24 protein-coding genes are annotated in these 22,800 nt (G+C 65.3%); 3 read left to right on the top strand and 21 right to left on the bottom strand.

The window, feature by feature from the left end; all coding sequences use genetic code 11:
* Positions 1–56 precede the first annotated feature (56 nt).
* The 14 genes from G7007_RS00940 to G7007_RS00875 form a co-directional block, all read right to left on the bottom strand.
* Positions 57–983 carry a TIGR03756 family integrating conjugative element protein gene (locus G7007_RS00940; RefSeq protein WP_186353258.1) on the bottom strand — a complete coding sequence of 309 codons (927 nt, stop codon included), beginning with the start codon at positions 981–983 and terminating at the stop codon, positions 57–59.
* A gap of 17 nt (positions 984–1,000) precedes the next feature.
* Positions 1,001–1,447, bottom strand: a complete 447-nt coding sequence (locus G7007_RS00935) for a TIGR03757 family integrating conjugative element protein (protein WP_011871456.1) — start codon at positions 1,445–1,447, stop codon at positions 1,001–1,003.
* Between the two features lie 158 nt (positions 1,448–1,605).
* On the bottom strand, positions 1,606–2,100 hold the full coding sequence (locus G7007_RS00930; RefSeq protein WP_009876611.1) for a JAB domain-containing protein: 495 nt from the start codon (positions 2,098–2,100) through the stop codon (positions 1,606–1,608).
* A 184-nt stretch (positions 2,101–2,284) separates the two neighbouring features.
* Complete coding sequence (locus G7007_RS00925; protein WP_011871455.1) at positions 2,285–3,049, bottom strand: DsbA family protein; 765 nt, start codon at positions 3,047–3,049, stop codon at positions 2,285–2,287.
* Positions 3,050–3,062: 13 nt separating this feature from the next.
* The gene (locus tag G7007_RS00920) at positions 3,063–5,945 is read right to left on the bottom strand and encodes a conjugative transfer ATPase (RefSeq protein ID WP_009876609.1); all 2,883 of its coding nucleotides are present in this window, start codon (positions 5,943–5,945) and stop codon (positions 3,063–3,065) included.
* Positions 5,945–6,385, bottom strand: coding sequence for a TIGR03751 family conjugal transfer lipoprotein (locus G7007_RS00915; RefSeq protein ID WP_003158644.1), 441 nt, complete (start codon positions 6,383–6,385; stop codon positions 5,945–5,947). Before G7007_RS00915 ends, G7007_RS00920 begins: the two co-directional genes overlap by 1 nt.
* Entirely contained in the window at positions 6,366–7,796 is a 1,431-nt protein-coding gene (locus tag G7007_RS00910; protein WP_011871453.1) for a TIGR03752 family integrating conjugative element protein, read from the bottom strand. The genes G7007_RS00915 and G7007_RS00910 overlap by 20 nt, the downstream gene beginning before the upstream one ends.
* Positions 7,786–8,703: a TIGR03749 family integrating conjugative element protein gene (locus tag G7007_RS00905; RefSeq protein WP_009876606.1), complete on the bottom strand. Its 918-nt coding sequence runs from the start codon at positions 8,701–8,703 to the stop codon at positions 7,786–7,788. Before G7007_RS00905 ends, G7007_RS00910 begins: the two co-directional genes overlap by 11 nt.
* Entirely contained in the window at positions 8,700–9,389 is a 690-nt protein-coding gene (locus tag G7007_RS00900) for a PFL_4703 family integrating conjugative element protein (protein ID WP_009876605.1), read from the bottom strand. Before G7007_RS00900 ends, G7007_RS00905 begins: the two co-directional genes overlap by 4 nt.
* Entirely contained in the window at positions 9,386–9,796 is a 411-nt protein-coding gene (locus tag G7007_RS00895) for a TIGR03750 family conjugal transfer protein (RefSeq protein ID WP_003158639.1), read from the bottom strand. The genes G7007_RS00900 and G7007_RS00895 overlap by 4 nt, the downstream gene beginning before the upstream one ends.
* Before the next feature lie 12 nt (positions 9,797–9,808).
* On the bottom strand, positions 9,809–10,168 hold the full coding sequence (locus G7007_RS00890; protein WP_009876604.1) for a TIGR03745 family integrating conjugative element membrane protein: 360 nt from the start codon (positions 10,166–10,168) through the stop codon (positions 9,809–9,811).
* 16 nt (positions 10,169–10,184) lie between these two features.
* Positions 10,185–10,418: a TIGR03758 family integrating conjugative element protein gene (locus G7007_RS00885; RefSeq protein WP_009876603.1), complete on the bottom strand. Its 234-nt coding sequence runs from the start codon at positions 10,416–10,418 to the stop codon at positions 10,185–10,187.
* The gene (locus tag G7007_RS00880) at positions 10,415–10,795 is read right to left on the bottom strand and encodes an integrative conjugative element protein, RAQPRD family (RefSeq protein WP_009876602.1); all 381 of its coding nucleotides are present in this window, start codon (positions 10,793–10,795) and stop codon (positions 10,415–10,417) included. The genes G7007_RS00885 and G7007_RS00880 overlap by 4 nt, the downstream gene beginning before the upstream one ends.
* Before the next feature lie 136 nt (positions 10,796–10,931).
* Positions 10,932–11,834, bottom strand: coding sequence for a bacteriophage abortive infection AbiH family protein (locus G7007_RS00875; RefSeq protein WP_017514686.1), 903 nt, complete (start codon positions 11,832–11,834; stop codon positions 10,932–10,934).
* A gap of 104 nt (positions 11,835–11,938) precedes the next feature.
* Here G7007_RS00875 and G7007_RS00870 point away from each other — a divergent pair, with 104 nt between their 5' ends.
* The 3 genes from G7007_RS00870 (at position 11,939) to G7007_RS00860 (ending at position 16,542) form a co-directional block, all read left to right on the top strand.
* Positions 11,939–12,613: a hypothetical protein gene (locus tag G7007_RS00870; RefSeq protein ID WP_011871451.1), complete on the top strand. Its 675-nt coding sequence runs from the start codon at positions 11,939–11,941 to the stop codon at positions 12,611–12,613.
* Positions 12,614–12,764: 151 nt separating this feature from the next.
* Positions 12,765–13,817, top strand: coding sequence for a DUF3800 domain-containing protein (locus tag G7007_RS00865; RefSeq protein WP_011871450.1), 1,053 nt, complete (start codon positions 12,765–12,767; stop codon positions 13,815–13,817).
* A gap of 100 nt (positions 13,818–13,917) precedes the next feature.
* Entirely contained in the window at positions 13,918–16,542 is a 2,625-nt protein-coding gene (locus G7007_RS00860) for an ATP-binding protein (protein WP_011871449.1), read from the top strand.
* A 29-nt stretch (positions 16,543–16,571) separates the two neighbouring features.
* Here G7007_RS00860 and G7007_RS00855 read toward each other — a convergent pair whose 3' ends face one another.
* Genes G7007_RS00855 through pilL2 form a run of 7 tightly spaced genes read right to left on the bottom strand, consistent with a single transcriptional unit; the run spans position 16,572 to position 22,612 of the window.
* Positions 16,572–17,321, bottom strand: a complete 750-nt coding sequence (locus tag G7007_RS00855; protein WP_009876598.1) for a TIGR03747 family integrating conjugative element membrane protein — start codon at positions 17,319–17,321, stop codon at positions 16,572–16,574.
* On the bottom strand, positions 17,318–19,504 hold the full coding sequence (gene traD, locus G7007_RS00850; RefSeq protein WP_011871448.1) for a type IV conjugative transfer system coupling protein TraD: 2,187 nt from the start codon (positions 19,502–19,504) through the stop codon (positions 17,318–17,320). Before traD ends, G7007_RS00855 begins: the two co-directional genes overlap by 4 nt.
* A 4-nt stretch (positions 19,505–19,508) precedes the next feature.
* On the bottom strand, positions 19,509–20,057 hold the full coding sequence (locus G7007_RS00845; RefSeq protein ID WP_009876596.1) for an integrating conjugative element protein: 549 nt from the start codon (positions 20,055–20,057) through the stop codon (positions 19,509–19,511).
* Positions 20,054–20,644, bottom strand: a complete 591-nt coding sequence (locus G7007_RS00840; protein WP_009876595.1) for a transglycosylase SLT domain-containing protein — start codon at positions 20,642–20,644, stop codon at positions 20,054–20,056. Before G7007_RS00840 ends, G7007_RS00845 begins: the two co-directional genes overlap by 4 nt.
* Entirely contained in the window at positions 20,626–21,351 is a 726-nt protein-coding gene (locus G7007_RS00835; RefSeq protein WP_009876594.1) for a TIGR03759 family integrating conjugative element protein, read from the bottom strand. Before G7007_RS00835 ends, G7007_RS00840 begins: the two co-directional genes overlap by 19 nt.
* Positions 21,352–21,365: 14 nt before the next feature.
* A complete protein-coding gene (locus G7007_RS00830; RefSeq protein ID WP_009876593.1) occupies positions 21,366–22,016 on the bottom strand; it encodes a hypothetical protein in 651 nt (216 codons plus the stop codon).
* Positions 22,013–22,612 (bottom strand): PFGI-1 class ICE element type IV pilus protein PilL2, encoded by a 600-nt coding sequence (gene pilL2 / locus G7007_RS00825; RefSeq protein ID WP_020924956.1) that lies wholly within the window; start codon positions 22,610–22,612, stop codon positions 22,013–22,015. The genes G7007_RS00830 and pilL2 overlap by 4 nt, the downstream gene beginning before the upstream one ends.
* Between the last annotated feature and the right edge of the window lie 188 nt (positions 22,613–22,800).

Genomic DNA, 22,800 nt, shown 5'->3' with positions numbered 1-22,800 from the left:
CGACGTACCCGGCGGGAGAACGGATTGAATGCAGGACGGAACTTCATGGCACCACCTCAGAGGAAATCGACGCTGCCGAGAAACACCTGGCCCCGGCGTTCGCAGCACGCATAGGGCCGCCACAGCGCCCAGGCGTAATCGCCTTGCCGGGCCTGTGTCAGGGCGCCGCTGCGCGGGAAGACCGAGCAGGACGAGGACAGGACTGGCGTGAGTTCCTGCCACTTGCCCGTCGAGGCATCGCTCTCCATGAGCGCGCCAGCCGGCCAGTAGCCATCGCGGGAGTTGGCGAGCAGCGGCTGATAAACGTGGATCTGTCCCCGGCGCGTGACGACATCGCCTGCGCGCTGGGCCACCACTGCACTGGCCTTGTGGTCGTCGGTCTGGTGCAGGAAACCCCCGCGGGGATACACGTTGCCCCAGAGGTTCATCGTGGTGCGTGCACCGACCTCACGCATGCCGGGAATTAGCGCCTCCGGGTAGGCCATCTCGGGCACGTTGTAGCGCCAGGCCAGCGTGTCCAGGGTGCCGAGCAAGTACGGCATGAACGCCGTGCCCGCACCCTCGCAGAAGTAGCCCGAGGACGACACGAACTGGTTGAACACCTCGACGCCCGGGTGCCCGATGACGTCCGCGTTCTTGAACTTGGCGAGGTTGTTTTCGTGGTCCTCGTTCGTCGTTCCGTCCCCGCCGGTTTGGGCGGATGGGTTGGGCGTGCTCATCGGCCGGACTTCGATCCAGGGGTTTTCGCCGGTGTTGCTGTAGCTGGAGACGATCGCATCGGGGATGTAGTGGCGGACCTTGATGGACGTGCGTACCGTACAGCCCGTCCAGGTGCAGTAGAGCCAGTAGCAGATCCCGACGACGCGGTATTCGAGGCAGTCTGGCGATGCCACCGAGCCGACGATGGTTGCGGTGTTGAGCGCGTAGCTGCCCGTGGCGCTGAGCAGCAGAACGGACGCCACGCCAGCACGCAGGCGGCGCATCAGGTCGAATGGGCGGGTCACGGCTGGGCCCTCCAGTGCTGCTCGATGCGAGCGACTGCGCGGGCCACATCCGGTTCGCCATAGACGACGTAGCGTTGATCCACCACGACGGCCGGGATGCTGGTGATGCCCAGGCTCCACGCGTCGGTGACGCCCTGGTAGGCGGAAGCGATGCGGCGTTGGAGATCGGTGCCGCCGCTGTTCAGTCGGCGCTTGACGATGGCGGTCGCCTGCTCGGGTTCGGCGGGCAGTTCCGCAGAAAGCTCCGCTTCGATCCGGTGCGCTTCGTCCAGCTCGATCAGCCGCTCGCCGCCCATGGTCTTGACCGGATGGCGGCTGTCGGTGATGACCAGCACATCGGCAGCGAATGTGGCCGGACTAAAGACACCCAAGGACACCGGCAGTGCAACGGCCAGGCCAAGGGCTCGCCAGCTTGGCGCGAACCTGGGAAAAGATGCTGGCATGACACGTGCCCCGGAAGTTGATCAGGGCCATAGTCAAACGCCGAATCCGGTGCAGCCCCCACAAACAATGCGCATCGCGGACACCCCGCATACCTGCTTGCTTCGGGGCAAGGAAGAAACGGAGGCCGAAGCCCCCGTTGTGATCAATGAACGATGCGCTACAGCAAGCTGTGCTCCGCGAAGGAGTACGGAATCCCCTGGCCAACGATGATGTGATCCAGTACCCGAACATCGATCAGCGCCAGCGCTGCCTGCAGTTGCTGGGTCAGCGCACGATCGGCGCTCGACGGCTCAGTGACACCCGAGGGGTGCTGGTGCGCGAAGACCACTGCGGCGGCTTTCAGCTCCAATACACGCTGCACGACGACACGGGGATAGACCGCAGTCGAATTGATCGTGCCCCTGAACATCGGCTCGTAGGCCAACACTTGGTGCATGCTGTCCAGGAAAACGATTGCGAATACCTCGTTGGGCTCAGCGACCAGTTTTAGACGCAGGTAGTCCCGCACGGCGGCCGGTCGGCTGAGGCACGGTCCGACTTTGAAGATCCGTCTCTCCAGCAGCGCGATAGCCTGCTGGATGATCCAGTCCTCACGCTGGGCTGCGACAGCGGAAAGCGACTCCACGCAGGAGTCATTGACGACGAGAGACATGGCGAACCTCCGGATGATGAGATCAGAGGGCGCACGCCCTGGGAGGGCAAGCCCTCCTGGGGATGAGAACAACGGAACAAGGTGCATCCACCACCACGCAGAGGTGATTGTTCGCGGCCAGGATGCGGAGCGAACGGGGAGCGGTCAGCGCAGAAGACTGCGCCGTAGCCTCAAGGACCGCGGGCTACCTGGGCATGTCGCCGACAACGTCGGCAGGCATTTCGGTGGCGGGTGTGGCGGGTGGTTCATCAGCGGACAGCATGTCCATGGCCGACAGCAAGGCATCGCCTTCGATCGGTCCCTGCAGCAGGATGGACTGACCCGTCTGGCGATCGAGCAGGCGCAGCGACGGCGTGGCCGTCACGCCGCTTTTCGTGGCTTCCGCGGCCTGGGCGCGGATGGCCGCGTCGACCCGCTCGCTTGCCATGCACTGCTCGACGGCCGGCGTCGATTCGGGGTAGCGCAGGCCATCGGGCAGTCCCAGGCCGTCGCTGCGCGTGTGGGCATAGACCCACTCGACGGCTCGCCAGAAGGCAGCATGCCCGCCGGCTTCGGCGACGCACTCGACCAGACGCGCCTCGGCCAACGCGGCCGGCTCGTGCGCAGCCAGCGGCTGGTGATGCCATTGCAGGGTCACGTCGGCGTTGCTGCCGACCCAGCGCTTGAGCTGCGGGAAGTACTCCCGGCAGAACGGACATTCCAGATCGGCATAGAGCGTCAGTGTGAAACGGCCCTCGGGGTTGCCCATTTTCCAGGGCGGCCCGGCCATCTGCGCCGTGCTAGCCGGCGTGGGCGACTGCGATGAGGATTCGCCGGGCGACCGGGACACGAGCCAGATCAGCAGCAGCGCGACCAGCGCAGCAGTCAAGGCCCAAGGCCAGCGGGGCCGCCTGTGGCGACGGCGGAACGCCTGGACTTGTATCGGAATGGAAGGACGCTTCTGCTCCATGGTGTTCTCCGGCTTACGACAGTTCCAAGGCCGGCGACTCGATGCCGCGTGCCTGGTCGATCTTCTCGGCGACCTTGAAAGCTGCTTCCAGCTCGGTGCAGCCGTATTGCTGCATGAGCTGGTAGCGCTCTGCCTTCTCTTCGGGTTCGGTTTGCGCGAGCGCGAGGTACAGGCTCGGCGGCACGGCGCGGAACAGCACTTCCATGCTCTTGGAGAGGATGACGCCCTCGGTGAATTTCCCCGCCTCTTTGCGCGCCGAAAGCATCAGCGCTTTCTGCGCGGGCGAGAGTTCGCGGAACCGGGCGATCTTCTCTACCTCGTCCGGCGGCATCGACAGGCAGATCCACCACTCGATCATGTTGAGCATGGGTTCCGCGGCGCGCGGCAGATCGTCGATATTCTGCGTCGCGAGCCAAAACCAGGCACCCAACTTGCGCCACATCTTCGTGATCTTCACGACGTAGGGCGCGAGCAGCGGGTTCTTGGTGATGATGTGCCCTTCATCGGTCACGTTGATGATCGGGCGGCCCAGGTACTGGTCGCGCTCGGCGATGTTGTTCACCGTGCTGATCAGGCTGATGTAGGCGATGGAAAGCTGCGCGTTGTAGCCTTCGCGGGCATAGGTCGCCAGATCGACCAGGGTGATGTCGGCCTCGGGCCACGGCGTGCCGTCGCGGTCGAACATTTCGCCATCGGTGCCTTGACAGAACATGTCCATGGCATCTGCCATCTCCAGCAGCCGCACGCGCCGCATCTCTGGCAGCGTTGGGTCCTGGCCGCGCTCGCGCAGCGCGTTGCGCACGTCGCGCGTGAGCACCGTGCGCTTCTCGGCCACGCAATGCTCGGCGGCGTCGAGGATGCACTGGCGGATGAGCGAGCGATCGGCCCGCGTCATCCGGGCCTCTTCTTTATCCTCGCCGCCGGTGATCATCAGCCGTGCGGTGATTTCCAACTCGCCGAGTACGTCGCGCTGCTCGTCCGCTTCCATGGCCGATGCATCGGGTGGCATGTCCTCGTCCAGCACATCGGCATCCAGCGTCTGCACGTCGCTCGGCGTTTCGATCAGCCGACGCGCGTCGGCGAACGGCGCCAGGCTGATGCCCGAGCCAGGGGCCAGCTTGACCCGGTTCACAGTCAGGCCCAGGCGCTTGGCGAAATCGCTGAACAAGCCGAAGCTGTTGCCGGCTTCCACGATGAAGAGGCGCGGCCGGTAGATGGCCGTGACCTGGTTCAAGAGGTTGTTGAGCGTTGCGCTTTTGCCGGAGCCGGTGGGGCCGAACAGGAACAGGTGCGCGTTCATCTGCCGATCCAGGCGGTTGAGCGGGTCAAAGGTGATCGGCCCGCCGCCTCGATTGAAGAACGTATTACCCGGATGGCCCGTGCCCTGGCTGCGGCCCCAGGCCGGTGAGAGGTTCGCCACGTGCTGGGCGAACATCAGTTGGGTGAACCAGTTCCGTCGATCCTGGCTCGGGTTGTAGCAGCACGGCAGCCAGCGCAGATAACTGTTCAAAGGCGCGACTTCATCGTCCTCGCGCACGGGCTGCAAACCGGCGTTAAGCATCACGTTCGCCAGATCAAGGCCGCGCCGGTCCAGTTCGGCTTCATCCCGGCCGCGCAAATAGAACGCCAGTGTTCCCCGGTACAGCTTGTGCGCGCTGCCGATCAGCGAGCGGGCCTCCTGCACATCCTTGAGCGTCTGTTCCGATGCCAGTGTTTCGCCGACTGCCTTCTTCGCCAGGTGGTTCAGGTGCGATTCGAGGATGTCCTGGGGGGTCGCCACCATGGTCAGACACATCGTCGTGTCCTCGGGCATCTGATCGAACAGCGTATTGATCGCATCGCCTTTGCGAGTTTCGCCAGTCAAATGCCCCGTGCCGGGCGGCATGCGCAGCCGGTCAGTGACCAGCACACGATGCGGCATGCCGTCGAAGTGCCAGGTGCCGTGCTCCGCGTCCGAACGTGGCTGGCTGAAGAAAAGCCGCTGGCTGAAATCCCGTCCGCTCGCCAGCTCGATCTCACCGTCTTCTGTCTCGTCGGGGTAGCGTGCCAGCGCATAGAAGCGTTCGCGGTCCTCGACCCCAGGGCCGAGCAGCGTGGGACGCGGGTTAAACCACCGCAGTAGCCAGTCATGGACGTCGGCCGCGACCATGCGCCGGGCCTGGATGCCGGCGTTCGCCAGCCCGCCACACAGGCGATCACAGACGATGTTCAGCATCTGCTCGGGCGTCTGGCCGCGGCGGCTCGCCTGCCCGGTGGCCCGGCGATAGACGACCATGCGCACGCGCCGCGTCTGGCCGCGCCAACGCAGCCGCGTGACCACCGTGTCCTCGAACAGCCCGCCCGGCTTCGCTACCGCGCGCAGGTGGTGTCCGAAGAAGCGAAGGTAGAACTCGGTGAAAGCCGTATTGCGGGCGCGCGGCTGCACGTAGTCGCGCAGGGTCTGCATGTACTGGTCGAAGCTGGGTTCGTCCTGGGCGTAGAGCTGGAGTACCCAGGGGTTCTCGTCCAGTTCATCGAACGAGTCCTGGAGCGCGTTCTCCAAGGCGTCGCGGGCATGCGCGAGCCAGCCGGGTTCCCGGCCCTCGGTGCCCAGCGGCACCAGCTCGTAGAATGCCGCGACCGATTGCCCGTCTTCCAGCAGCATGGACTTCGAATCGGGCAGGAACTCCACCCAGGGCAGGAATTCCGCGAACGACGGCGCGACGTCGTACAGCGCCTGCTCGTCGGCCACGGTCGCCGGCCTGCGGCCATGGACCGCCGTGCCGGGTTCTGGGATGCCGGCCTGGCGCAAGGCCTCGACGTGGCGTTGCCAGCCCTCCGGCCGCTCGTCATCGCCTGCGCCGGATGCGGCCAGCTTCGGCGCGGCCGACTTGTGCCAGGGGAGTTTCCAGCGCATCAGTAGTCCTCCACGCGCTCGCCCGGCATGGCGTACTGCACGCGCTGGTACAAGGGAAAAACCGTCGTATAGCCCGGCACGGGCACCGGGTCCGTGCCTGCCAGGTGCGGGTACACGTACATCACCAGGTCGGGATTCGGCAGGCGCTGGAACTGGCGATAGACCTCGTTGCGCGCTGTGCGCGTGTAGCGCATCTGCTCGGCGGGCGCGGCCTGTACATCCATCTCGGTCAGCGGCCGGCGCAGGCTCTGGCGCGCGTCGAGCAATTGCCTGCGTGCCACCTGGCCGGCGCCACCGCCGCCGTCACCGGCGTTCTGCTGCCAGATGTCCATCATCGTGCTGTCGCCGTGGGGCAGCAGCTTTTCCTTGCTGGTGGCGCAGCCGCCGAGCACCGCGACGGCAAGGGCCAGCGCCAGGCCCTTATTCAAGTTCGAGAGCATGGCTTTCTCCTGCACGGTGATCGACCTTGCGACCTTCGGGATCGAAATCGATGGCGAGCGGCTTTTCGAGGTGGACGGCGACCTTTGCGCCGGGTTGGACATAGACGGCGGCGAAGGCCTGGCCGTACAACTTGTTCACCCAATCGGCCATGTCGCGCACGCCACCGGCCAGGATGCGACCTACGGCCTCGTTGCTGGAAATGCCGACGCTGCCGATGGAACCGTCTGCGCCCACGTAGGACATCTGACCGCTGTCGCTGTCGATGAGCGAGGCCACGCCAGCACCCGCCGCGGTGATCAGCGCCTGCGAACCGAGGTACTGCTGGGCGTTGCTGCGCCGCTCTCCGCTGACGCAGGGAATGCCATAGGGATCGCTGATCCAGCCCAGGCCCCCACTTTGAGAGTTCTGCTGCTGGTTGTTCTGCTGGTTGCCGTCGCGGTCTTCGGGAATCGTCCGAATGGTCCCGTCATGGAACACAAAGGTGATGCTGCGCACCTGGCCGCGCACGCAAGAGAGCGTCCAGTCGCCCGAGGCCGTGCCGGAAAACACGGCGCCCGCCACGTCGGGAATGTCGATACCGTTTGCCGTGAGATTGTCGGGACCGACCAGGACTTTGAACGGATACGGATCGTTGACCGTACCGTCGATCGGCACGCGGCCGATCAGCGCCGTCATTGCCACCGATCCCATCAGCGTCGAGTTGGTCGGCACCGTATAGACCGGCTTGGCGCTCTTGACGCCTGCGGCGCGGGCGCCCGCGTTCGCCACGGTTTGTGCCGTGGTTTCCAGCGTGCTCTGCGCGGGGCCGAAGCTCGTCGGAAAGCTCATGCCGCCACCCGTGCCGCGACTGCCGTTACGCCCATCAGCGGGCTTCGCGTCGTCCGGCTCGACCCAGCGCACGCCGCCTTCCATGCCTGCCTCGTCGCCGTTACGCAGCCCCAGGCCCACGGGTAGATCGGCGTGGCCGCCGCCGCGCCCGCCGATGCCTTCCAGGCGCCGCTGCAGGTCGGCGAGCAGTCCCTCGGTCTGCTGGCGTTCGCTGGCTGCCTGCTGCTGGTCGCGGCGCAGGTTGGAGCGCTCGGTCTCCAGCGCCGAATTGATGCGCTGGTCGATCGAGTTCTCGCGTTGGCGCAGGCGCTGGTTCTCTTCGCGCTGGGACTTGTTGTCGGACAGCGCCGTCTGCAGTTCGGTGCGCAACTGCTTCACTTGCGCCACGAGCGTCGCCACGGTATCGCGGGGGGTATCGCCCTCGATGCCCAGCGCCTTCATCTCCTCCGGCGTGAGCTTGGCGCCGGCATCCGCAGCGGGCGGCGCCGACGAGCCTCCACCCGAAAACAGCCGGATGGCGACGAACAGCACCAGCAGGGCCACGGGGATCATTAACCACTTCAGGAGTCCGTTACTGCGCATGGCGGGCCTCCTTGTCGTCGGTGGCCTCGGCTTCGGGCTGCGGCAGATGCACGGCTGGGTCGAAGCGGTTGATCGCCGGCAGCAGCGATTGCGCGAGGCCGTGCCCCCGCGTCACCAAGTACAGGACGGTCGTGTCCTCTGGCGTCCCGCGCGGGCCGAGTGCTTCGTGCTGGAAGGTGGCGGTGAGGAAATCGCCCTGCAACACGCGCGGGTCCAGGGTGATCCAGCCGCCGCTGCTATTGGTGAGGCGCACGGCTGTGACCCACTGGTCTTCCAGACGCCACGAGGCGAGCGCAACTGCGCGCACCGGCAGCGTCGGCACCAGCGTGCCGAGGTCGAGATCGCGGCGCAGGTTCACCCGCATGACGCCCGGCAGCGGCTCCACGGTGCGCAGCGGTGCGTAGAGGTTCTGCGCGGCGAAGCGCGTCAGCACGACCGGAACCGGGGTTTCACGCCGCGCTGCCCGCGCGCCTGCCTGGTCCTGGGCGCGCGCCGGGGCGTCGTCTGCTCCGTCGGCTTGATCGCCATAGCGCGTCGGGGCGCTGTCGCCCTCGACGATGCGCACCGGCTCCAACTCGGCTTCGCCGTCCTTGGCCGGCTCGGCCGCGATATCGAGCAGAATCAGCGCGCCCGTGTCGGCATCCTGCAATTGCAGCCGTGTGGGCTCGATCGGCTCGCTCGCGCGCAGGTACACCGCGCCGCCCGCACTCTGCACCCGCAAGCGCTCGCCGACGCCCGCGGGCACGCCCACGCGGACGTTCCGGTTGATAAACACGACGCGCTCCTGCCCGACACGCAGGGGCACGGCCAGGGGCATGCGTTCCCAGCGAAGGATCTCCACGGCCTGGGCAAAAGGAGCCGAGGCGACGGCCAGCAGCCCCAGCAGTGCGAGTACAAGGTGCTTCATGGGGTTTCTCCTTGAGGCGCTTGCGGAGACAGGCCGCCAGGTGCCGGGCGCGACGGCTCCGGTGTGCTGATGCGCTGGGGCGCACCCTCGTAGCAGTCGAGCGCCAGGCCAAACGGATTGCGAGCGGGATCGATGTCCACCCGCGTGACTTTCACGGGGTAGCGCACCAAAGCCCGCTTGACTTGTTCCGCCCCGTAGTACTCGTCTGCGGTGATGTCCAGCGTCACCACCCAGTCGCGGTCGGACACCACGCGCACGCGCGCCGTGGGGTCGTCACCGTAGCCGCGACCGGGGATTTCGTAGATGCCGCGCACGCGCTGACGCAGCTCGCCCGTGGAGCGGCGATAGTCGTAGTCCGCCCGCAGGAAGGCCTGGCAGGATGGGGTGAGGTACGGCGAGAGCGTGTGGAGATTACGCGCATAGTCCTCTTCGCCATTCGTCGGCCAGCGGTTGAGGGTCTGAAACACGTAGAACGTGAACGCATAGACCGATTCGGGCGGCACTTCCCACCACTTGCGGGTACTGCCGGAGCGCAGATCAGGCGGGACGTGGATGGTCAGGTCGCGCGGAGCGCTCCACCAGCCGCCGCCCATGACCAGGGCGACGATGACCAGCGCGCCAGCACCCAGGCGAAGCGTCTTGATGTGCGCCTGCAGATGGGTGATCTCGTTCTTGAAGCGGCTCATCGTGCCCCCCTTGCAGCAGACCTTCGGGTGGTCCAGAAGCCGGAGCGTGAGATCAGCACATGGCCGCCCACCCAGCCCGCCACCAGCGGATAGCGCGTGGCGATGCGCCACTGGAGTTGCCGATACAGCCAGGTGTCGGGACGCCCACGCTTGAGGCGACGCAGGATGCCGCCCCCGATGAACACGCCGAAGGCCACGCCCAGCACGACGAACGTGGGCGCGAGCGCGATCGTGCGGAACACCCAGGACAGCGGCGCACCGACCAGCAGGCCGGCGGCGCCGGACAGGCCGCAGCAGATCCACAGCTCGTCGGCGGTGAGGCCGCGCACGACAACGGGATGGCGGTTGAGCCGGTGCGGAAGGAACGTGACCGTCCCGTCAGCACGGACGTGCTGCTGCTCGGACATACCGGCCTCGCCTTACAGGATGCCGGTGGCTTCGGTGAGCAGCCAGATGCCGATCACGAGCAGCACCGCGCCGATGGCGACCGTGAGGCCGAATTGGCCCCAGGTTTTGCGACCAGTGTGGATTTCCGCGTAGGTGCCGTAGGCGTGGTAGCACACGCCAATGAACATCGACGCCACAACCAGCAGGGCCACGAGCATGATGATGTCGTAGCCGTAGTTCCTGATCGTTTCCATGATGCCGTTGCCCGTGCCGCGGGTCGGGTTCTCCAGTTGCGGCAACCCCTGCGCGAACGACAGCGCGGGCAGCGCGGCGGCGCCCAGAGCCACGGTGGCGCGCTGGACAAAACGGGAAGTGAGGATGCGGTTTTGCATGGTCAGGCCTTTCAGGTCAGGAGAGGAGGAAGAAACTCAGGACGAGGTACATCGCGACGAAGCGGATGCAGACGCCGAGGAACTGGCGCTGGTTGAGGTGGCTCTCGGACCACCCCACGTAGGCCGTTCGGATGGCCCAGACGCCCCAGACGAGCAGGACCGCGAACACGACGCCGACCAAGACGGTCGCCATCGCGGAAGGCGCGATGCCGCTGTTGGCTTGAAATGCCGAGACCTGGGCGCCGTTCATGGCTTGACCTCCGCGGTCGTCGGCGATGGCTCGACGGCCCGCTCAGTGCGGTAGTCGCCGGCCAGTTCGGAGGGGTCGCGCGGCTGGGCACGCGAAGGTGAGAGGTGGGCCTGGATACCGGCGCGCACGCGCGCTAGGTCAGCCAGCAGCCGCGGGTAATCGAAGTGGTAGCGCTCTCCCGGCTGGATGGGGGCATGCGCGGCGCTGTCGGCGACGGTGCGCTCCAGCGCGTCGAGCTGGCGCAGCGCCGCGACCAGTTCCTGGCGCTGCGTGGGGGGCTCGGCCAACGCCATCGGGGACTGGCCCAGCAGGAGGGCCGTCACGAGAAAAGTGGGCACGCCGCGATGCGCGGCGCGCAGCCAGATCGGAGCCAACATCGCGCCATTCCTGTGAAATCAGCAATGGCTTGATCGTGGAGATCAGGGCTGCTTTAGGCCACAAACAATAGGAACTGGGGCCGACCGGATTAGGTGCGCAGCGATCCGCAAATACAGGAGCGAACGACGCTTTGTTCTACAGTGCGTCCCAAGAAGATGGCTGTCCAGCACCCGGCCACAAACCCAGGGCGACGAGCCGTTGTTCCTTATCAGGCCACTCTTGTTTGCTGCGGCATGCGACTGTCCATCGCGCCGCGGCAACGCTGGGCTGCTGAAGGAGCGCCTGGAAGTAGATCGCATCCACGGGGGACAGAGAGTGGCCAAGCACGACGACCTTCTGGATGGCTCCCAACGCCTGAAAAAACGTCCTATGCTGGGCGATCAGTTCCTCGGAACGCTTGAAGGTGGCTGAGAAGTAGTCGTCGATGATGTCGTTGGCTTCAGCCACCCGGGTATCGATCTCCTCGATATCCGGACGGTCGTTGAGCGAGGGGCGGGATTGGGGATTCCAGGCGTGGCCCAAGACCAACTCATCGTCTGCCGCATCGGATCGGCCGTGGATGTGCAGAACACGTGCCAGATCGATGCCATAGAGAGTGTCCAACGTGCTCGTGTAGTTGAAGGTCAGGAACAGCGCCTGTGGATCCAGCGTCGCAAGCCGTCGCGGGGCGGTGTCGTGTGTCGGGATGGGCAAGTCTCGGATCCATTCGGCAAAGCGCGTCCGAAGCCCCTTGGACAGTCGCTCGACGACGTTCCCCACCTCGTACTGAAAGTCGTGGTGCCCTGAATCACTCCAGTCCTCGGCACCATAGGCCCCCATGAAGTGCCCCAAGTTGTCGACCAGCATATCGGCATCCAGTTCAGCCAGGGCTAATTCCAAGTCGCACCAGTCGTCTCCGGCTGGAAGGTAGTCCTCGACCTCGCGATGAATGTCCCGGTCTGTGGCCAGGACATACTCCTTGAACTGTCCGAGGCCCGATGGAATGCCGTGCCACAGGTCGAATCCATTGCCGACTACATAAAGCGTGGTGGGGTGCACGGTGTGCTCCTTAGGTCCCAAGAATCCGAAGTGTCTGGGCATTGAAGGTTATGGTCGATATAGTAATATCAAATAGCGTAAATAACCCATTTGAGGAGTCAGTCATGAGCGTCGTTGCAGACCGTCTCGGCGTGTCGACCCTTGTGGGTACGCCCAAAGAGATTCAGGCTCAACTCGCTCGGTCGCAGGCTGACCACGTGCTGGTGGTGGCGTTCGACCACATCAAGCCCAGTGTTTTCGCGGCATTGGCGGAAAACTTCACCAACGTCGCTTCATCCATGTTCGAGGTGCTGCTTGAACGTCAGGACCGCGAATCGCTCGAACGGCTGGCAGAAATGCTCGTGCCGCGCAATCCGCTGTCGCCCCGGCTGCTCAAGGAAGCGAGCCTGCTGGTGCAGGCGCGTAAGGCGGTGTTGGAAAGTGGAGACTGGTTGACCGCCGCGAACATCGCACAACTCGCGGAACTGAGCACCCGGAACCCGAGCGCTCAGCCCAATAAGTGGAAGAAGCAACGCCAAATCTTCGCTATCAACCACGGTGGCATCGATTACTTTCCGGACTACGGGCTGGATCGTGACGCTGGTTTCCGTCCACTGAAATCGCTGGCCAAAGTGATTGAAACCTTCGAAGGACACAAAGACGGCTGGGGCATGGCTTATTGGTTCCGCTCCGAAAACAGCTTCCTGGGTGGAAATCGTCCCCAGGATCTACTCGCTTCGGCACCGGACCGTGTCATTGCGGCCGCTGTGGATGAAATTCTTGAAATGACCCATGACTAAGCGATGCGCCAATCTGCCCGCCGATGGCGAGCCACCTAGTGAACCATCCTCGGCCGCGTCTGAGCCTTCGCACAACGACGTCGGTGCCTACGATGCCGTGCTCGAATTGGCCGACAGGATCGGAGTGTCCATTGTCCAGGGGAAGAGTTGAATGGAATGCTTCCGGATCGATGAAAGTGGTTATACCGGCTTTGACCTGATGAACCCTGAGCAGCGGTTCCAAGGAGCGACGGCCATCGCCATTGAGGATGACGAGGCCGGGCGCCTGATCCGGGAGCACTTTCCCAAGCTTCAGGCGGACGAACTCAAGTACCGGGCGTTGGCTCGGCGCCCAGCCAATCACCCCCGTCTGATGGCGCTGCAGCGCGACTTGCTAACCGACCACAAGTGCGTGACCTACGTCTGCGACAAGCGCTACCTGTTGCTGCTGATGTTCCTGGACTACGCGGTCGAGCCGTTCTACTACGAGCGCGGCATGGACTTCTACGAAGACGGGCAGAACTACTCGCTTGCGTCGCTGCTGTATACGGTTGGACCGACGCTCCTCGGCAAAGGCGCGCTCGACCGGCTGTTGGTCAGCTTCCAGCGCGCGGTGAAGGAAAAGAGCTCGGAGGCGCTTGGGAACCTGATCGATGCGGCGTGCGCATCGCGCTGGTGGGAACTGCCGGAAGCGCTTGGCCCGCTTGCGCAGTTCGCTGCCCCTGAATGCCTGAAGGCGATCGTCACGCCGGGCGTCAACACCGATGCTGCTTTCGTGGTGCTGCAGTCCCTGGTCAGTCGGATGGAAATCATGGCTGACGGCCCGTATCGGGTCGAGCACGATCAGTCCAAGAACCTGCTCACTTATCACGACCTGCTGCAGCGGTACATCCGCCATGAGAAACCGATCACGTTTCGTCAATCGGAGATCGCCAGCATCACCTTTCCGCTCAAGCTTCAGTCCGTGACTCAGATCGATTCAAAGCACAGTCCTGCAGTGCAAGTGGCGGACGTGATGATCGGCGCGGCCATCGAAGCGGCGAATACGCTTACCGGACAACGCGCCGGGGTACTGGATGCCGAGAAGGTCATGGCGCTGTACGCCGATCATCAACTGATCCATATGCTGCCCTCGATCGACTTCGAGGAGCAAAAGCGTTTCCGTCAGGGATCCCAAGCGGGGCAGGTCATCGACTATTTTGCTGAGAACTTCCACAAACCGTAATAGCGAATGGAAGCATGACCCGCCTGTGCCTACTGCGCTGGCGACCGATCAACATCATCAAGGACGCCATCGAAGCGTCTTCCTGTGTAGAGGGGGCTGCATGGCAAGCATTCATTCGGAGTACCACCGCTTCTTGGCGCACTTGGCGCAACGCCAGGTGCATGACGACGTGTGCCGGCTCGCGCATCTGGTGCTTGATCACCTGCAACCTCTGGCTGAAGTTGGTGCAGCGCGCCGTGGACGCTCCACCCGCATGGCGCCACTGGCCGTCGCCCATTTGGCGCAGATGCCGGTCGCGTACCAGGGAGATGGCCACGGACCCGAAGTCGGGCCGGCGCTGGGGCGCCTGCGCCAGCTTGAGGTGGGACCGTTTCGCGGATTCATGCGGCAAGAGACATTCGACCTCAGCCACGACATCACTTTGGTCTATGGCGCCAACGGTACCGGCAAGAGCAGCTTCTGCGAGGCGCTGGAAGTGGCGATGCTCGGCTCCATCAGCGAGGCCCAAGTCAAGCGGGTCGACCAACGGACATACTGCAACAATGCCCGGTTGCGTCGCCATGTCGCGCCCGTCCTGTCTTCCGGAGCACCAGACCAGGCCCAGGCTGTGCAGCCCAACGAAGCGGAGTACCGCTTCTGCTTCATCGAAAAGAACCGCCTCGATGACTTCGCCCGCATCGCGGCGCGTACTCCGGGCGATCAGCGGCAGCTCATCGCTACCTTGTTTGGCGTGGATCAGTTCAGCGACTTCGTGCGCGGCTTCAATCCCGCGCTCGACCAAGACCTGATGCTCGTCGGCGCCCAGGCTACTCAACTCGCGCAGCGGCGCTTGCAGTTGGCGAACTCTGAACAGACGATCGCTGCTTATCCGCAAAAGATCGCGGCGGTGGAGAACTCCGAGCAAGCGCTGGCGCAACGAATGTCGCCCGGCGCGACGTACCAGGCTTGCGTTGACTGGCTGCTCGGCACACCGGAGCAGCAAGGGCGGCTGCCGTACGTCCAGGCGCAACTGGTTGCCGTCCCACCTGCCGTTCATGAGGTGAGCCAAGCGCGGCTGCAGACGCTGCTGGATGAGGCTTATCACCTTCAAGGCCTGTGGCAGGCGGCCACCGGACAGCTTTCGGCGCGTGCTGGGGAAGTGTCGTACGCTAAGCTCTACGAGGCTGTGCTGGCCTTGACTGACGGGGCGACCACCTGTCCCGCATGCGGAACCGGATTGGCTGCTGTCGCACAGGATCCTTTCGCCAAGGCCCGCACGGGCCTGGAGCAGCTCGCGCAGTTGGCCACCCTCCAGCAGCAGGAAGCCGGCCTACGGACGCAGTTGAGCGAGGCGGTGCGGGCGCTGTGGGACGAGATGCGTCGGGTAGTCGCGGTTGGCGCAAACGCTTGTCCTGCACAGTTGCAGGCAGCAGGCCTGCCTCCATTGCCGCCTACCTCGACAGGCGCCTGGCTTGGCGCATGGGTCGATGGCGACCGGCGTGCCTGGAACGCTCTGCTGCAGGTCACGGAAATCATCGAGCGCGCCGACGCGCAAGCCCGCGAAGCGCATGCCCTGCGCGGGGCGCTGGCCCGGGAGCGGGACGCACTGGACCAGCACCGGCTGGAGATCGAACGGCTGCGGACCATACGCATGACAGCCGACCAAGAAATGGCCGCTGCCCGCCAGACCGTGGCCCAATTTGACGAGGCGAACCGTGAGTTGATCGAGTCGGTCGCAACCGAAGTGCCGGTAGTCGCGCACCACCTGCGGGTCAAGGCCGCCTACGACGGCTTCTTGCCCGAAATCCAAGCCTACTTGGCCGCATTGCCGGGCGTGCTGCTCCAGGGCCTCGGAGAACAGGCACGCAATCTGTACAACGCATTCAATCGTGCTGATCCGCCTGGCGACCTCTTGCACGCGTTGTGGCTGCCTGTCGCCGAAAACGGCAAGATCGAAGTAGAGTTCACCGGTGAGCCTGGCGTGCGCTATGACGCGCTGGTGGTCTTCAGCGAAGGGCATATCAAGTGCCTGGGTCTGGCGATTCTGCTGGCGAAGAACATCGCGCAGGGGTGCCCCGTGGTCATTTTCGATGACGTCGTCAACGCGATCGACGATGACCATCGTGACGGAATCTGGCGTACCTTCTTCGAGGATGGCTTGCTCGTCGGCAAGCAGGTCATCCTCACCTCACACGCCGAGGAGTTTCTGCACCGGATCCAGCAGGAATTGGGCGCCCGGCGGGCCGGGTCCATCAAGCGCTACAAGTTCCTCCCGCACCAGGGCGAGCATGAGCTGCGCGTTGACAGCGATCCACCGACGAAGAACTACGTCCTGTTGGCCCAGCAGGCGTTGGCAGCCGATGAGAAGCGTGAGGCGCTGCGCCAGGCGCGGCCCGCGCTGGAGAGTCTGACTGACCGTCTCTGGACTTGGCTGGGCCGGCGAGCAGATGGGCGCATCGAACTCAAGCTAGGCGGGCCACGCTCCCCCTGGGAATTGAACAACAAATGCGCAAAGTTGAGATCAGCCGTCGATCGCATCTCCGCGCAGCATGCTGGCGCGCCAGACGTCGTTGTCGCTTTGACCCGGCTGCTTGGTGTTGGTGCAGGAAGCATTGAATGGGGGTGTCTCAACAGCGGTGTCCACGATTCCCAGCGAGACCACGAGTTCGACCGCTCCTTAGTGAGAGTCATTGTCGAATCGATTACGGCGTTGGACGCTGCGTTAGATGTTCTGCAGAACCGATGAGCACTACAGCCACGCGGGACAGCATTCGCCTAAAGGTATTTCTTGAAGCTGCCCGCGGTCAGGCTCACGGCCAGCCCCAGCAAGGCGGCGCTCGGCAGCAGAATCAGCAGTGGATGCACCGAGATCGGCAAGGCCAGGTACGTGACCCAGGGCAGAACGGCCAGCGGCATCAGGCTTGCTTTCGCGCGGTGGTAGATGAAGCCCGATTCGCGGCCCGCGCCGAACCGGCGCACGTCCCTCCGCACTAGGCCGTCGATCAGGCCGACGAATGCCGCGGTGAGGATCAGCGGCAACGTGAGCACCAGGACCAGCAGGCGCACAAGGAAGGTCAGCGTCGTGAAGGCTGCGGCGATCAGGTAGCTCTCGGTCCAGACATAGGCCTGGCTGATGTAGTAGCGAAAGTTGCGTGTCTGCCCGTGGCTGGGTGCACGGGCGCGCTCGGCGGTCTGGCTCATGCGCTCCAGCAAGCCCGAGCGCACGAACACCCATTCGTATCCGGTATCCACCAGCTCGTGCGCCGTGCGCCCCGGTTCCTGCACGACCACGCTGCGCGTGAAGTGGTTGGACAGGTGCCCCAACTCGTACTGCAACATCTGCTGGGAGTGTCGCCAGCCCTCGTCCTTCCAGAACAGGTGCATTCCGACGCACTCCACGACAATGGAGAACAGCAGCGAGCCGATCAGCACCCCCAGCAGCCGGAACGGCAAGGTGATGGTGCCGACGATCAGGCCTTGGCGCTGGTTCTGCTCCCGCTGCGCGGTCGAGGCGGCATCCTTCATGGCGAGGCCTCATTGCCGGCGCTGTCGTCGGTGGCCACCGGGCCAGGTTCGGCCGCAGCGGCATCATCCAACAGGTCGTCGGGCAAGGCCCCGTCCTGCAACGCCGGGGAACTGGTGAACTCCCACCACTGCGTGGCCTCGCTGTAGCTCTGGCGCATGTAGCCCGCCAGTTGTTGCAGATCCTGCGGCATGACCTCATCGGGGTCCGGTGCCGGCAGCGGCATGCGAACCTTCCAAAGCTGGCCGCCCTGCAACAATGCGAAACATTGGCCCTTGGGTAAGGCGACGACGTGCGACGGCTCGATCATCGGCACGCTGGACATGCTGATGCGGTCCTGCGTGTTGCTGGTGAAGTCCGTCGCGCCGCGGATGTCCGAGCTGTCGGTCGCGCCGGAGACGATGGTGGTCGTATAGACCTCGACCTTCGGCAATTGCCGGGTCAGCAGTTCGGCGGTGGCCGTCTCCCTGACCCTCAGCATGAACAGATTGTTGAAATTGCCAATCACTTGACCCGCTTTGGCGCGGTTCCCGATACGGGCCTCGATGTCCGAAAGCGTCTGCGTGTACGCGGTGACCTGCAGACCGGCGCCGCCGCCTTTGTTGATCAGCGGCACGAACTCGTCACCCATCAGTTCATTGAATTCATCCGCGTGGACGTTGATCGGCACGCGCGTGCCAGCCGATGCGCCCGGCAGGCCGTCATCGATCCCGTGCTTGTAGATATGGCCTGCCACCGAAACGAGATCGCTGAACATCGAGTTGCCGACCGCTGCGGCGACCTCGGCATCGGATAGCGCGTCCAGGCCCACATAGACGACTGCGCGCTTTCGGATGACCTGCATCCAATCGAAGATCGGGCGGGGGTCGGCCAGGTCGGAATAGTTCGGCGCCAGAAGCTGGGAAATCTTCCCGCTGGTGAGCTTCTCCAGCAGCGGCAGCAAAGACGCGACGATCTTGTCGAAATACGTCTTGTCGTAGCGAACCGCCGAGCGCAGGCCGTCGAGCACCGGGTCGTAGTTACGGGCCTGGGATAGGTACTGCTCCAGCGCCACCACGCGCTTCTCGCGCCCAATCATGTTGCGCGGGATGTTCTTCTCGTTGAGCTTGGCCTCGATCTGGACGATCACCTCCCAGGCTTTGGGCTCGGTCTTGGCGAAGTAGTGCTGGGCGTACTCGATGAACAGCGCGTCGATGTTGATGACGTGCCGCTGGATCAGCATGTAGTCCGGGCGCTGCCCCAGTTCCACCAAGGCGCGGGCAATGATGTTGACGAAGCGCCACGCGAATTCCCTGAAGGCTGCGCTGTTGCCTTCGCCGGAGAGCTGCCCCGCGATGCGGGTGGCGACTTCCGAGATGCGACCGAATCGGCCTACGGCGTTGTAGCGTGCCGAAATGTCCGGCCACCCCAAATGGAAGACATAGAACTCGCCTTCGCGGCCCGCGCGCTTGGCCTCGACATACATCCGCTTCAGGAGATCGGCATCTCCTTTGGGGTCGATGACGATCACGACCTCGTGTTCGCCCGCGGCGTTCCTCCGGCGGATGTCTTGAGTGACGAAGAGTTCGGCCAAACGTGTTTTGCCCACCCTTGTCGTTCCCAAAACCAAGGAGTGGCCCACGCGCTCACCCAGCGGCAGGCTGACGTCCACCTCGTCGGGTTCGATGCCGTGCAGGCGCGGCAGGCCGCCCACTGGCGGCAGCGGCCGCACCGGATTGAAAGGCACGTCCCAGCCGGTGAGTTTCGATAGCCGGGACAGCGGGAACGGCGCGAACTCCAGCCGTTCCTCCAGGCGCCGGGCCAGCCGATAGGCCGGCGTCGGCTCGACGTAGCGCCGAAACTCTGGCCGGTACGTCTGCATGAGCCTATGGGTGTGTTTCTGCTCCCACAGAAAGCCGCGTCCCACAAACAGACGTTGCTGGCTGACCGGCACGTCCTTGCTGGTCATCACGTAGCGCGGCAGGCGACGGATGTTGCGCCGGTAGCACAGGATGACGCGGGCATCGCGGTAGCGGATCGCGCCATAGGCTCCGAACGCCAGCGCGCTGCCGACACCCATGGCGGGGCTCAGCGCGAGCGACCACGGGGCCACCAGGGACAGAAACGCGGCGCCTGCACACGCCGCGACGGTATATAGCTCCACCGCTGGGCGAAGCAGAACCTCGACCGGCTGTTTCCCCGACATGGCTTCATTGCTCGATGCCGGTGGCCGTGACTAGCGCCGGGTAGTGCCGCAGGCCCAAGCGCTCGGCCAAGTCGTCGCCGGACACGGGCGCAAGCGGCACGCCGGACGCCAGTGCGCGCAGCCGCGCCAGGCCTTGCACGGTCTCGACGTTGACCACCAGACCGACCGCGCCGCGCTCGCGCAATGAGGCTGCATGGCGGCGCAACCAGGCCTGGGAAGCCTCGTCGTCGCCCACGACCACGAAGGGACGCAGGCCCGGGGCCTCGATCACCCGCCGCGCGACGGTGCCGGGCGTGAGCTTGGCGCTGCGCACCGGCAACATCGCGGCCTCATCCGCCGGCGTGGCCGGGATCTGAGTCGCAGGGATGGGCGATCGGGCCGGAGTGTTGGCGCGCGGCTGGAGGCTCAGGGCTTCGTAGTACGGCAGCGCCGACGTGCCGCCACGGTCTTCGACCAAGATCAGCGGCTCGCCGGCACGCGAGGCCAGCGGCAGACCCGCCAGCAGCACGAGCAGGCCTTTCGCCGCGAGATGGGCCAGATGGGATTTCGTCATGGGGTGGTCTCCTGGCGCGCGGCGAGGACCGCGGCGGTTGGGCGCGTGCCCTGCACGCGGGCGAGGTGGCGGGAAACGCTCCGCCGGTAGCGGGCTGCGGGCTCGCCCCCCGCGGGGCGGTGGTAGCGGCCGATCGCCAGCAGCCAGTTCTCCCCCGGGATGTGCTGCTCCTTCAGGATCTCGGAGGCGATGGCGAGGTTGCGGTACGGATCGAGCAAGTCGCACGGGCTGGTGAAGCGGTGCTTGTGGTAGCCGAGGTTGATCTGACCCAGGCCCGCGTCGATGCGCGTGTGCGGCGTGGAGCGCATCGCCTGCTGCAAACCGGCGCAGGCGTCGGCGCGGGTCGCATAGCGGCGCGATTGGCCGGCGACGTTGAGGGACCACGGCCACGGGACGATGCGTCCGTTCCGCCGGATGCCGCTCTCCTGCAAGGCCACGGCGTAGAGCACCGTGGAGGGAATGCCCGCACGTTGGGCGGCAAGCTGATAGGCCGGAGGCGGAACCTCCTGGGCATGGACGGCGCAGGCGTACAGGCCAGCAGCGATCACCAGTACGCGAAACCGCGCCGTCAGGGCTGGCGCTGCCATTGGCCGTTCACCTCGCGCACGACCGCGGGCAGATCGCCGGGCAGACCCAGCGACAGCCAGCGGCCGCCGTCGTGGTTGAGCGTGATGGTGCCGCTGCGCACCCGTGTCGGGTCGATCTGTGCGCGCTTGGCCCAGTCGCGGATGCGCGCGTCGTCCTGGCGGCTGCCGACCATGTACAGGTCGAACTCGGTACCTGAGGATTGCAGGCGTTGCACGAGCTGTCCGCAGGCCGCGCAGCCGTCCTTGACGAACACCGCCGTGCGGCCGCCGCCGCGCACTGCGCCGCCGCTGGGTTTGTCGTCAGGCAGGTTCACCCGTTGCATGCCGGGGTTCAGGCGCTGCCAGGCTTCGTCGTAGGCACGTTGATAGGCAAGCAGCTTCTCGACGCGGCGCGCTTCGATTTGCACCTGCAGTTCTGCGTAGCGCCGCCGTTCCTCGTCGGTGCGGGCCTCGATGCCCAGGGCGGACAGAGGGTCCAGGTTAGGCGAATAGATGCCCAGCGGCCCGTCCATCAGCTCGCGGTATAGCGCCCATTCCTGCGGTTGGAGGCCCCAGTCGCCTGCTACCTGGTCGTCCGGGGTTCGGGCGACCAGCGGACGCTCCTGGTTCTGCGCATTGCGGGCCGGGGCGGTGACCGGCTGCTGCGCCCAGGCGGGCAATTGGGCGGATGCCAGCAGGAGCGCGGAAAGGATGATCGACGGATTCATGTGGTGTGCTCCGGTCAGGGAATCGCCACGCGACGGGTCTGGTTGCCGGCCTGGAACACGGCGGTGTTGCCCTCAATCGCCTGTAAGTGCCACGGGCCGAGCGCATCACCTGGCAGCAGCACCTGAAGCTGGTCAGGCGTGAAGTCCGCACTGCTCGGCGCAACGGACACGCTGCGCTGGCCAGCGCGCAATTCGGCGCCGACGACGCGGAACGGCAGCGGCGGCGGTTCGGGCTTGGCGGCGGCCTTGCCCGATGCGCGCGGCTGGGCGGGTGCTGCGGCGCGCGGAACGGGCGCAGCGGTCTGGCGCGCCTTGATCTGCTCGACCTCCGCGCGCAGCGCCTGAAGGTCGTCGGCAGCGGCATAGCCGCTCAGCGTTTTCTCAACCTGGGCAGCGCGTGCTTCCAAGACTTGGCGGGTGTCTTTGAGGTCTGCCGCCGTTGCGACGGCCGAACGCTGCTGGATGGCCTCGATCGACTCGACCAGGCCCGCCGCCCGGGCTTCCAGGCGTTGCAGGCGGGAATCCAGCCGTTCCTGGTCGGCCTGGTCGTTCATGGTCTGGTAGCCCAAGGCTACGAAGACGCTGAGGCCGATCAGCCAGAGCCACAGAAGGCTCTGCACCATCACGACGGCGGCCGGGCGCCGGGCAGACTGTGGGGCGCTCATGGCTGGCCTCCCGAAACCGAAGGCTCCAGCGGGAACGTCTGCACCGCCTCGGCGGCGGGTGGCTCGGATGCGGGTTCGATGACCGCGCTGTCGGCGGGCCGTTCGAAGCAAATCTGCCGTGCGCGATCATCCGCGTGCAGTTCCCAGGCCGGGCCAGCCAGTGTGAGCAGCGCATCGCGCAAGGTCATGGGGCCGAGGTGCAGGTGCGCCGCCGGCAGCGGCAGCGCGTACAGCTCGATTACCGCGTGCGCCGTCTGGCACAGGCTGTAACCGCTGCGCTTGAGCACATGCCGCAGCCCATCGCCGACGGTGGCGCGGGCATCTTCGGGCATGGACACGTCGATGGTCTGCAACAGCAGGTCGCGTTGCGCCGCTCTGGGTGCCAGCTCGACCAGCGTGTAGCGACCGTAGCGCACGACGGGGATGTACTCGGGCGCCTCGGGTTCGGGCGTGGCCAACACTTCCTCGATGGCATCAGGTGCGGGCGGCGCAGTCGTCGTAGCGCAGCCGCCAGCCAGCACCGACCAGAGCAGGCCGAGGACTCCTGCCAGCAGGCGGCGTTCGGGATGGTGAAACCAAGGTGGAGAGGGGCACATAAGCTCGGCGTCCTGAAACAACGAGCCCTCACCATCGCCGCTAAGGCCCGGGGCAGCAGCAAACAATGCGAACCACGCTGCGTCCGATTTGCCGGCAGCGGTCTAGTCGAACAAAAGCGGCCTTGAGGGCGCCGAAACGGAAAAGCTCAGTCGCGGTCGGCGGATGGAGGCCGGCCGCTTGACTGCTA

Origin of the sequence: Pseudomonas entomophila (genome assembly GCF_013523125.1) — a bacterium.
GTDB classification, from domain to species: Bacteria; Pseudomonadota; Gammaproteobacteria; order Pseudomonadales; family Pseudomonadaceae; genus Aquipseudomonas; species Aquipseudomonas entomophila_B.
Note: the sequence above shows the minus strand (reverse complement) of the source record. Positions and strands in the feature narration are given on the sequence as shown.

Excerpts from the sequence above, each read along its gene's own strand:
- G7007_RS00870 (WP_011871451.1), top strand. The coding sequence starts at position 11,939 with ATGAGCGTCGTTGCAGACCGTCTCGGCGTGTCGACCCTTGTGGGTACG.
- G7007_RS00840 (WP_009876595.1), bottom strand. The coding sequence starts at position 20,644 with ATGGCAGCGCCAGCCCTGACGGCGCGGTTTCGCGTACTGGTGATCGCT.
- G7007_RS00890 (WP_009876604.1), bottom strand. The coding sequence starts at position 10,168 with ATGCAAAACCGCATCCTCACTTCCCGTTTTGTCCAGCGCGCCACCGTG.
- G7007_RS00845 (WP_009876596.1), bottom strand. The coding sequence starts at position 20,057 with ATGACGAAATCCCATCTGGCCCATCTCGCGGCGAAAGGCCTGCTCGTG.
- G7007_RS00865 (WP_011871450.1), top strand. The coding sequence starts at position 12,765 with ATGGAATGCTTCCGGATCGATGAAAGTGGTTATACCGGCTTTGACCTG.
- G7007_RS00915 (WP_003158644.1), bottom strand. The coding sequence starts at position 6,385 with ATGCTCTCGAACTTGAATAAGGGCCTGGCGCTGGCCCTTGCCGTCGCG.
- G7007_RS00935 (WP_011871456.1), bottom strand. The coding sequence starts at position 1,447 with ATGCCAGCATCTTTTCCCAGGTTCGCGCCAAGCTGGCGAGCCCTTGGC.
- G7007_RS00930 (WP_009876611.1), bottom strand. The coding sequence starts at position 2,100 with ATGTCTCTCGTCGTCAATGACTCCTGCGTGGAGTCGCTTTCCGCTGTC.
- G7007_RS00895 (WP_003158639.1), bottom strand. The coding sequence starts at position 9,796 with ATGTCCGAGCAGCAGCACGTCCGTGCTGACGGGACGGTCACGTTCCTT.
- traD (WP_011871448.1), bottom strand. The coding sequence starts at position 19,504 with ATGTCGGGGAAACAGCCGGTCGAGGTTCTGCTTCGCCCAGCGGTGGAG.
- G7007_RS00910 (WP_011871453.1), bottom strand. The coding sequence starts at position 7,796 with ATGCGCAGTAACGGACTCCTGAAGTGGTTAATGATCCCCGTGGCCCTG.
- G7007_RS00920 (WP_009876609.1), bottom strand. The coding sequence starts at position 5,945 with ATGCGCTGGAAACTCCCCTGGCACAAGTCGGCCGCGCCGAAGCTGGCC.
- G7007_RS00940 (WP_186353258.1), bottom strand. The coding sequence starts at position 983 with ATGCGCCGCCTGCGTGCTGGCGTGGCGTCCGTTCTGCTGCTCAGCGCC.
- G7007_RS00835 (WP_009876594.1), bottom strand. The coding sequence starts at position 21,351 with ATGAATCCGTCGATCATCCTTTCCGCGCTCCTGCTGGCATCCGCCCAA.
- G7007_RS00900 (WP_009876605.1), bottom strand. The coding sequence starts at position 9,389 with ATGAGCCGCTTCAAGAACGAGATCACCCATCTGCAGGCGCACATCAAG.
- G7007_RS00905 (WP_009876606.1), bottom strand. The coding sequence starts at position 8,703 with ATGAAGCACCTTGTACTCGCACTGCTGGGGCTGCTGGCCGTCGCCTCG.
- pilL2 (WP_020924956.1), bottom strand. The coding sequence starts at position 22,612 with ATGTGCCCCTCTCCACCTTGGTTTCACCATCCCGAACGCCGCCTGCTG.
- G7007_RS00880 (WP_009876602.1), bottom strand. The coding sequence starts at position 10,795 with ATGTTGGCTCCGATCTGGCTGCGCGCCGCGCATCGCGGCGTGCCCACT.
- G7007_RS00830 (WP_009876593.1), bottom strand. The coding sequence starts at position 22,016 with ATGAGCGCCCCACAGTCTGCCCGGCGCCCGGCCGCCGTCGTGATGGTG.
- G7007_RS00860 (WP_011871449.1), top strand. The coding sequence starts at position 13,918 with ATGGCAAGCATTCATTCGGAGTACCACCGCTTCTTGGCGCACTTGGCG.
- G7007_RS00855 (WP_009876598.1), bottom strand. The coding sequence starts at position 17,321 with ATGAAGGATGCCGCCTCGACCGCGCAGCGGGAGCAGAACCAGCGCCAA.
- G7007_RS00925 (WP_011871455.1), bottom strand. The coding sequence starts at position 3,049 with ATGGAGCAGAAGCGTCCTTCCATTCCGATACAAGTCCAGGCGTTCCGC.
- G7007_RS00885 (WP_009876603.1), bottom strand. The coding sequence starts at position 10,418 with ATGAACGGCGCCCAGGTCTCGGCATTTCAAGCCAACAGCGGCATCGCG.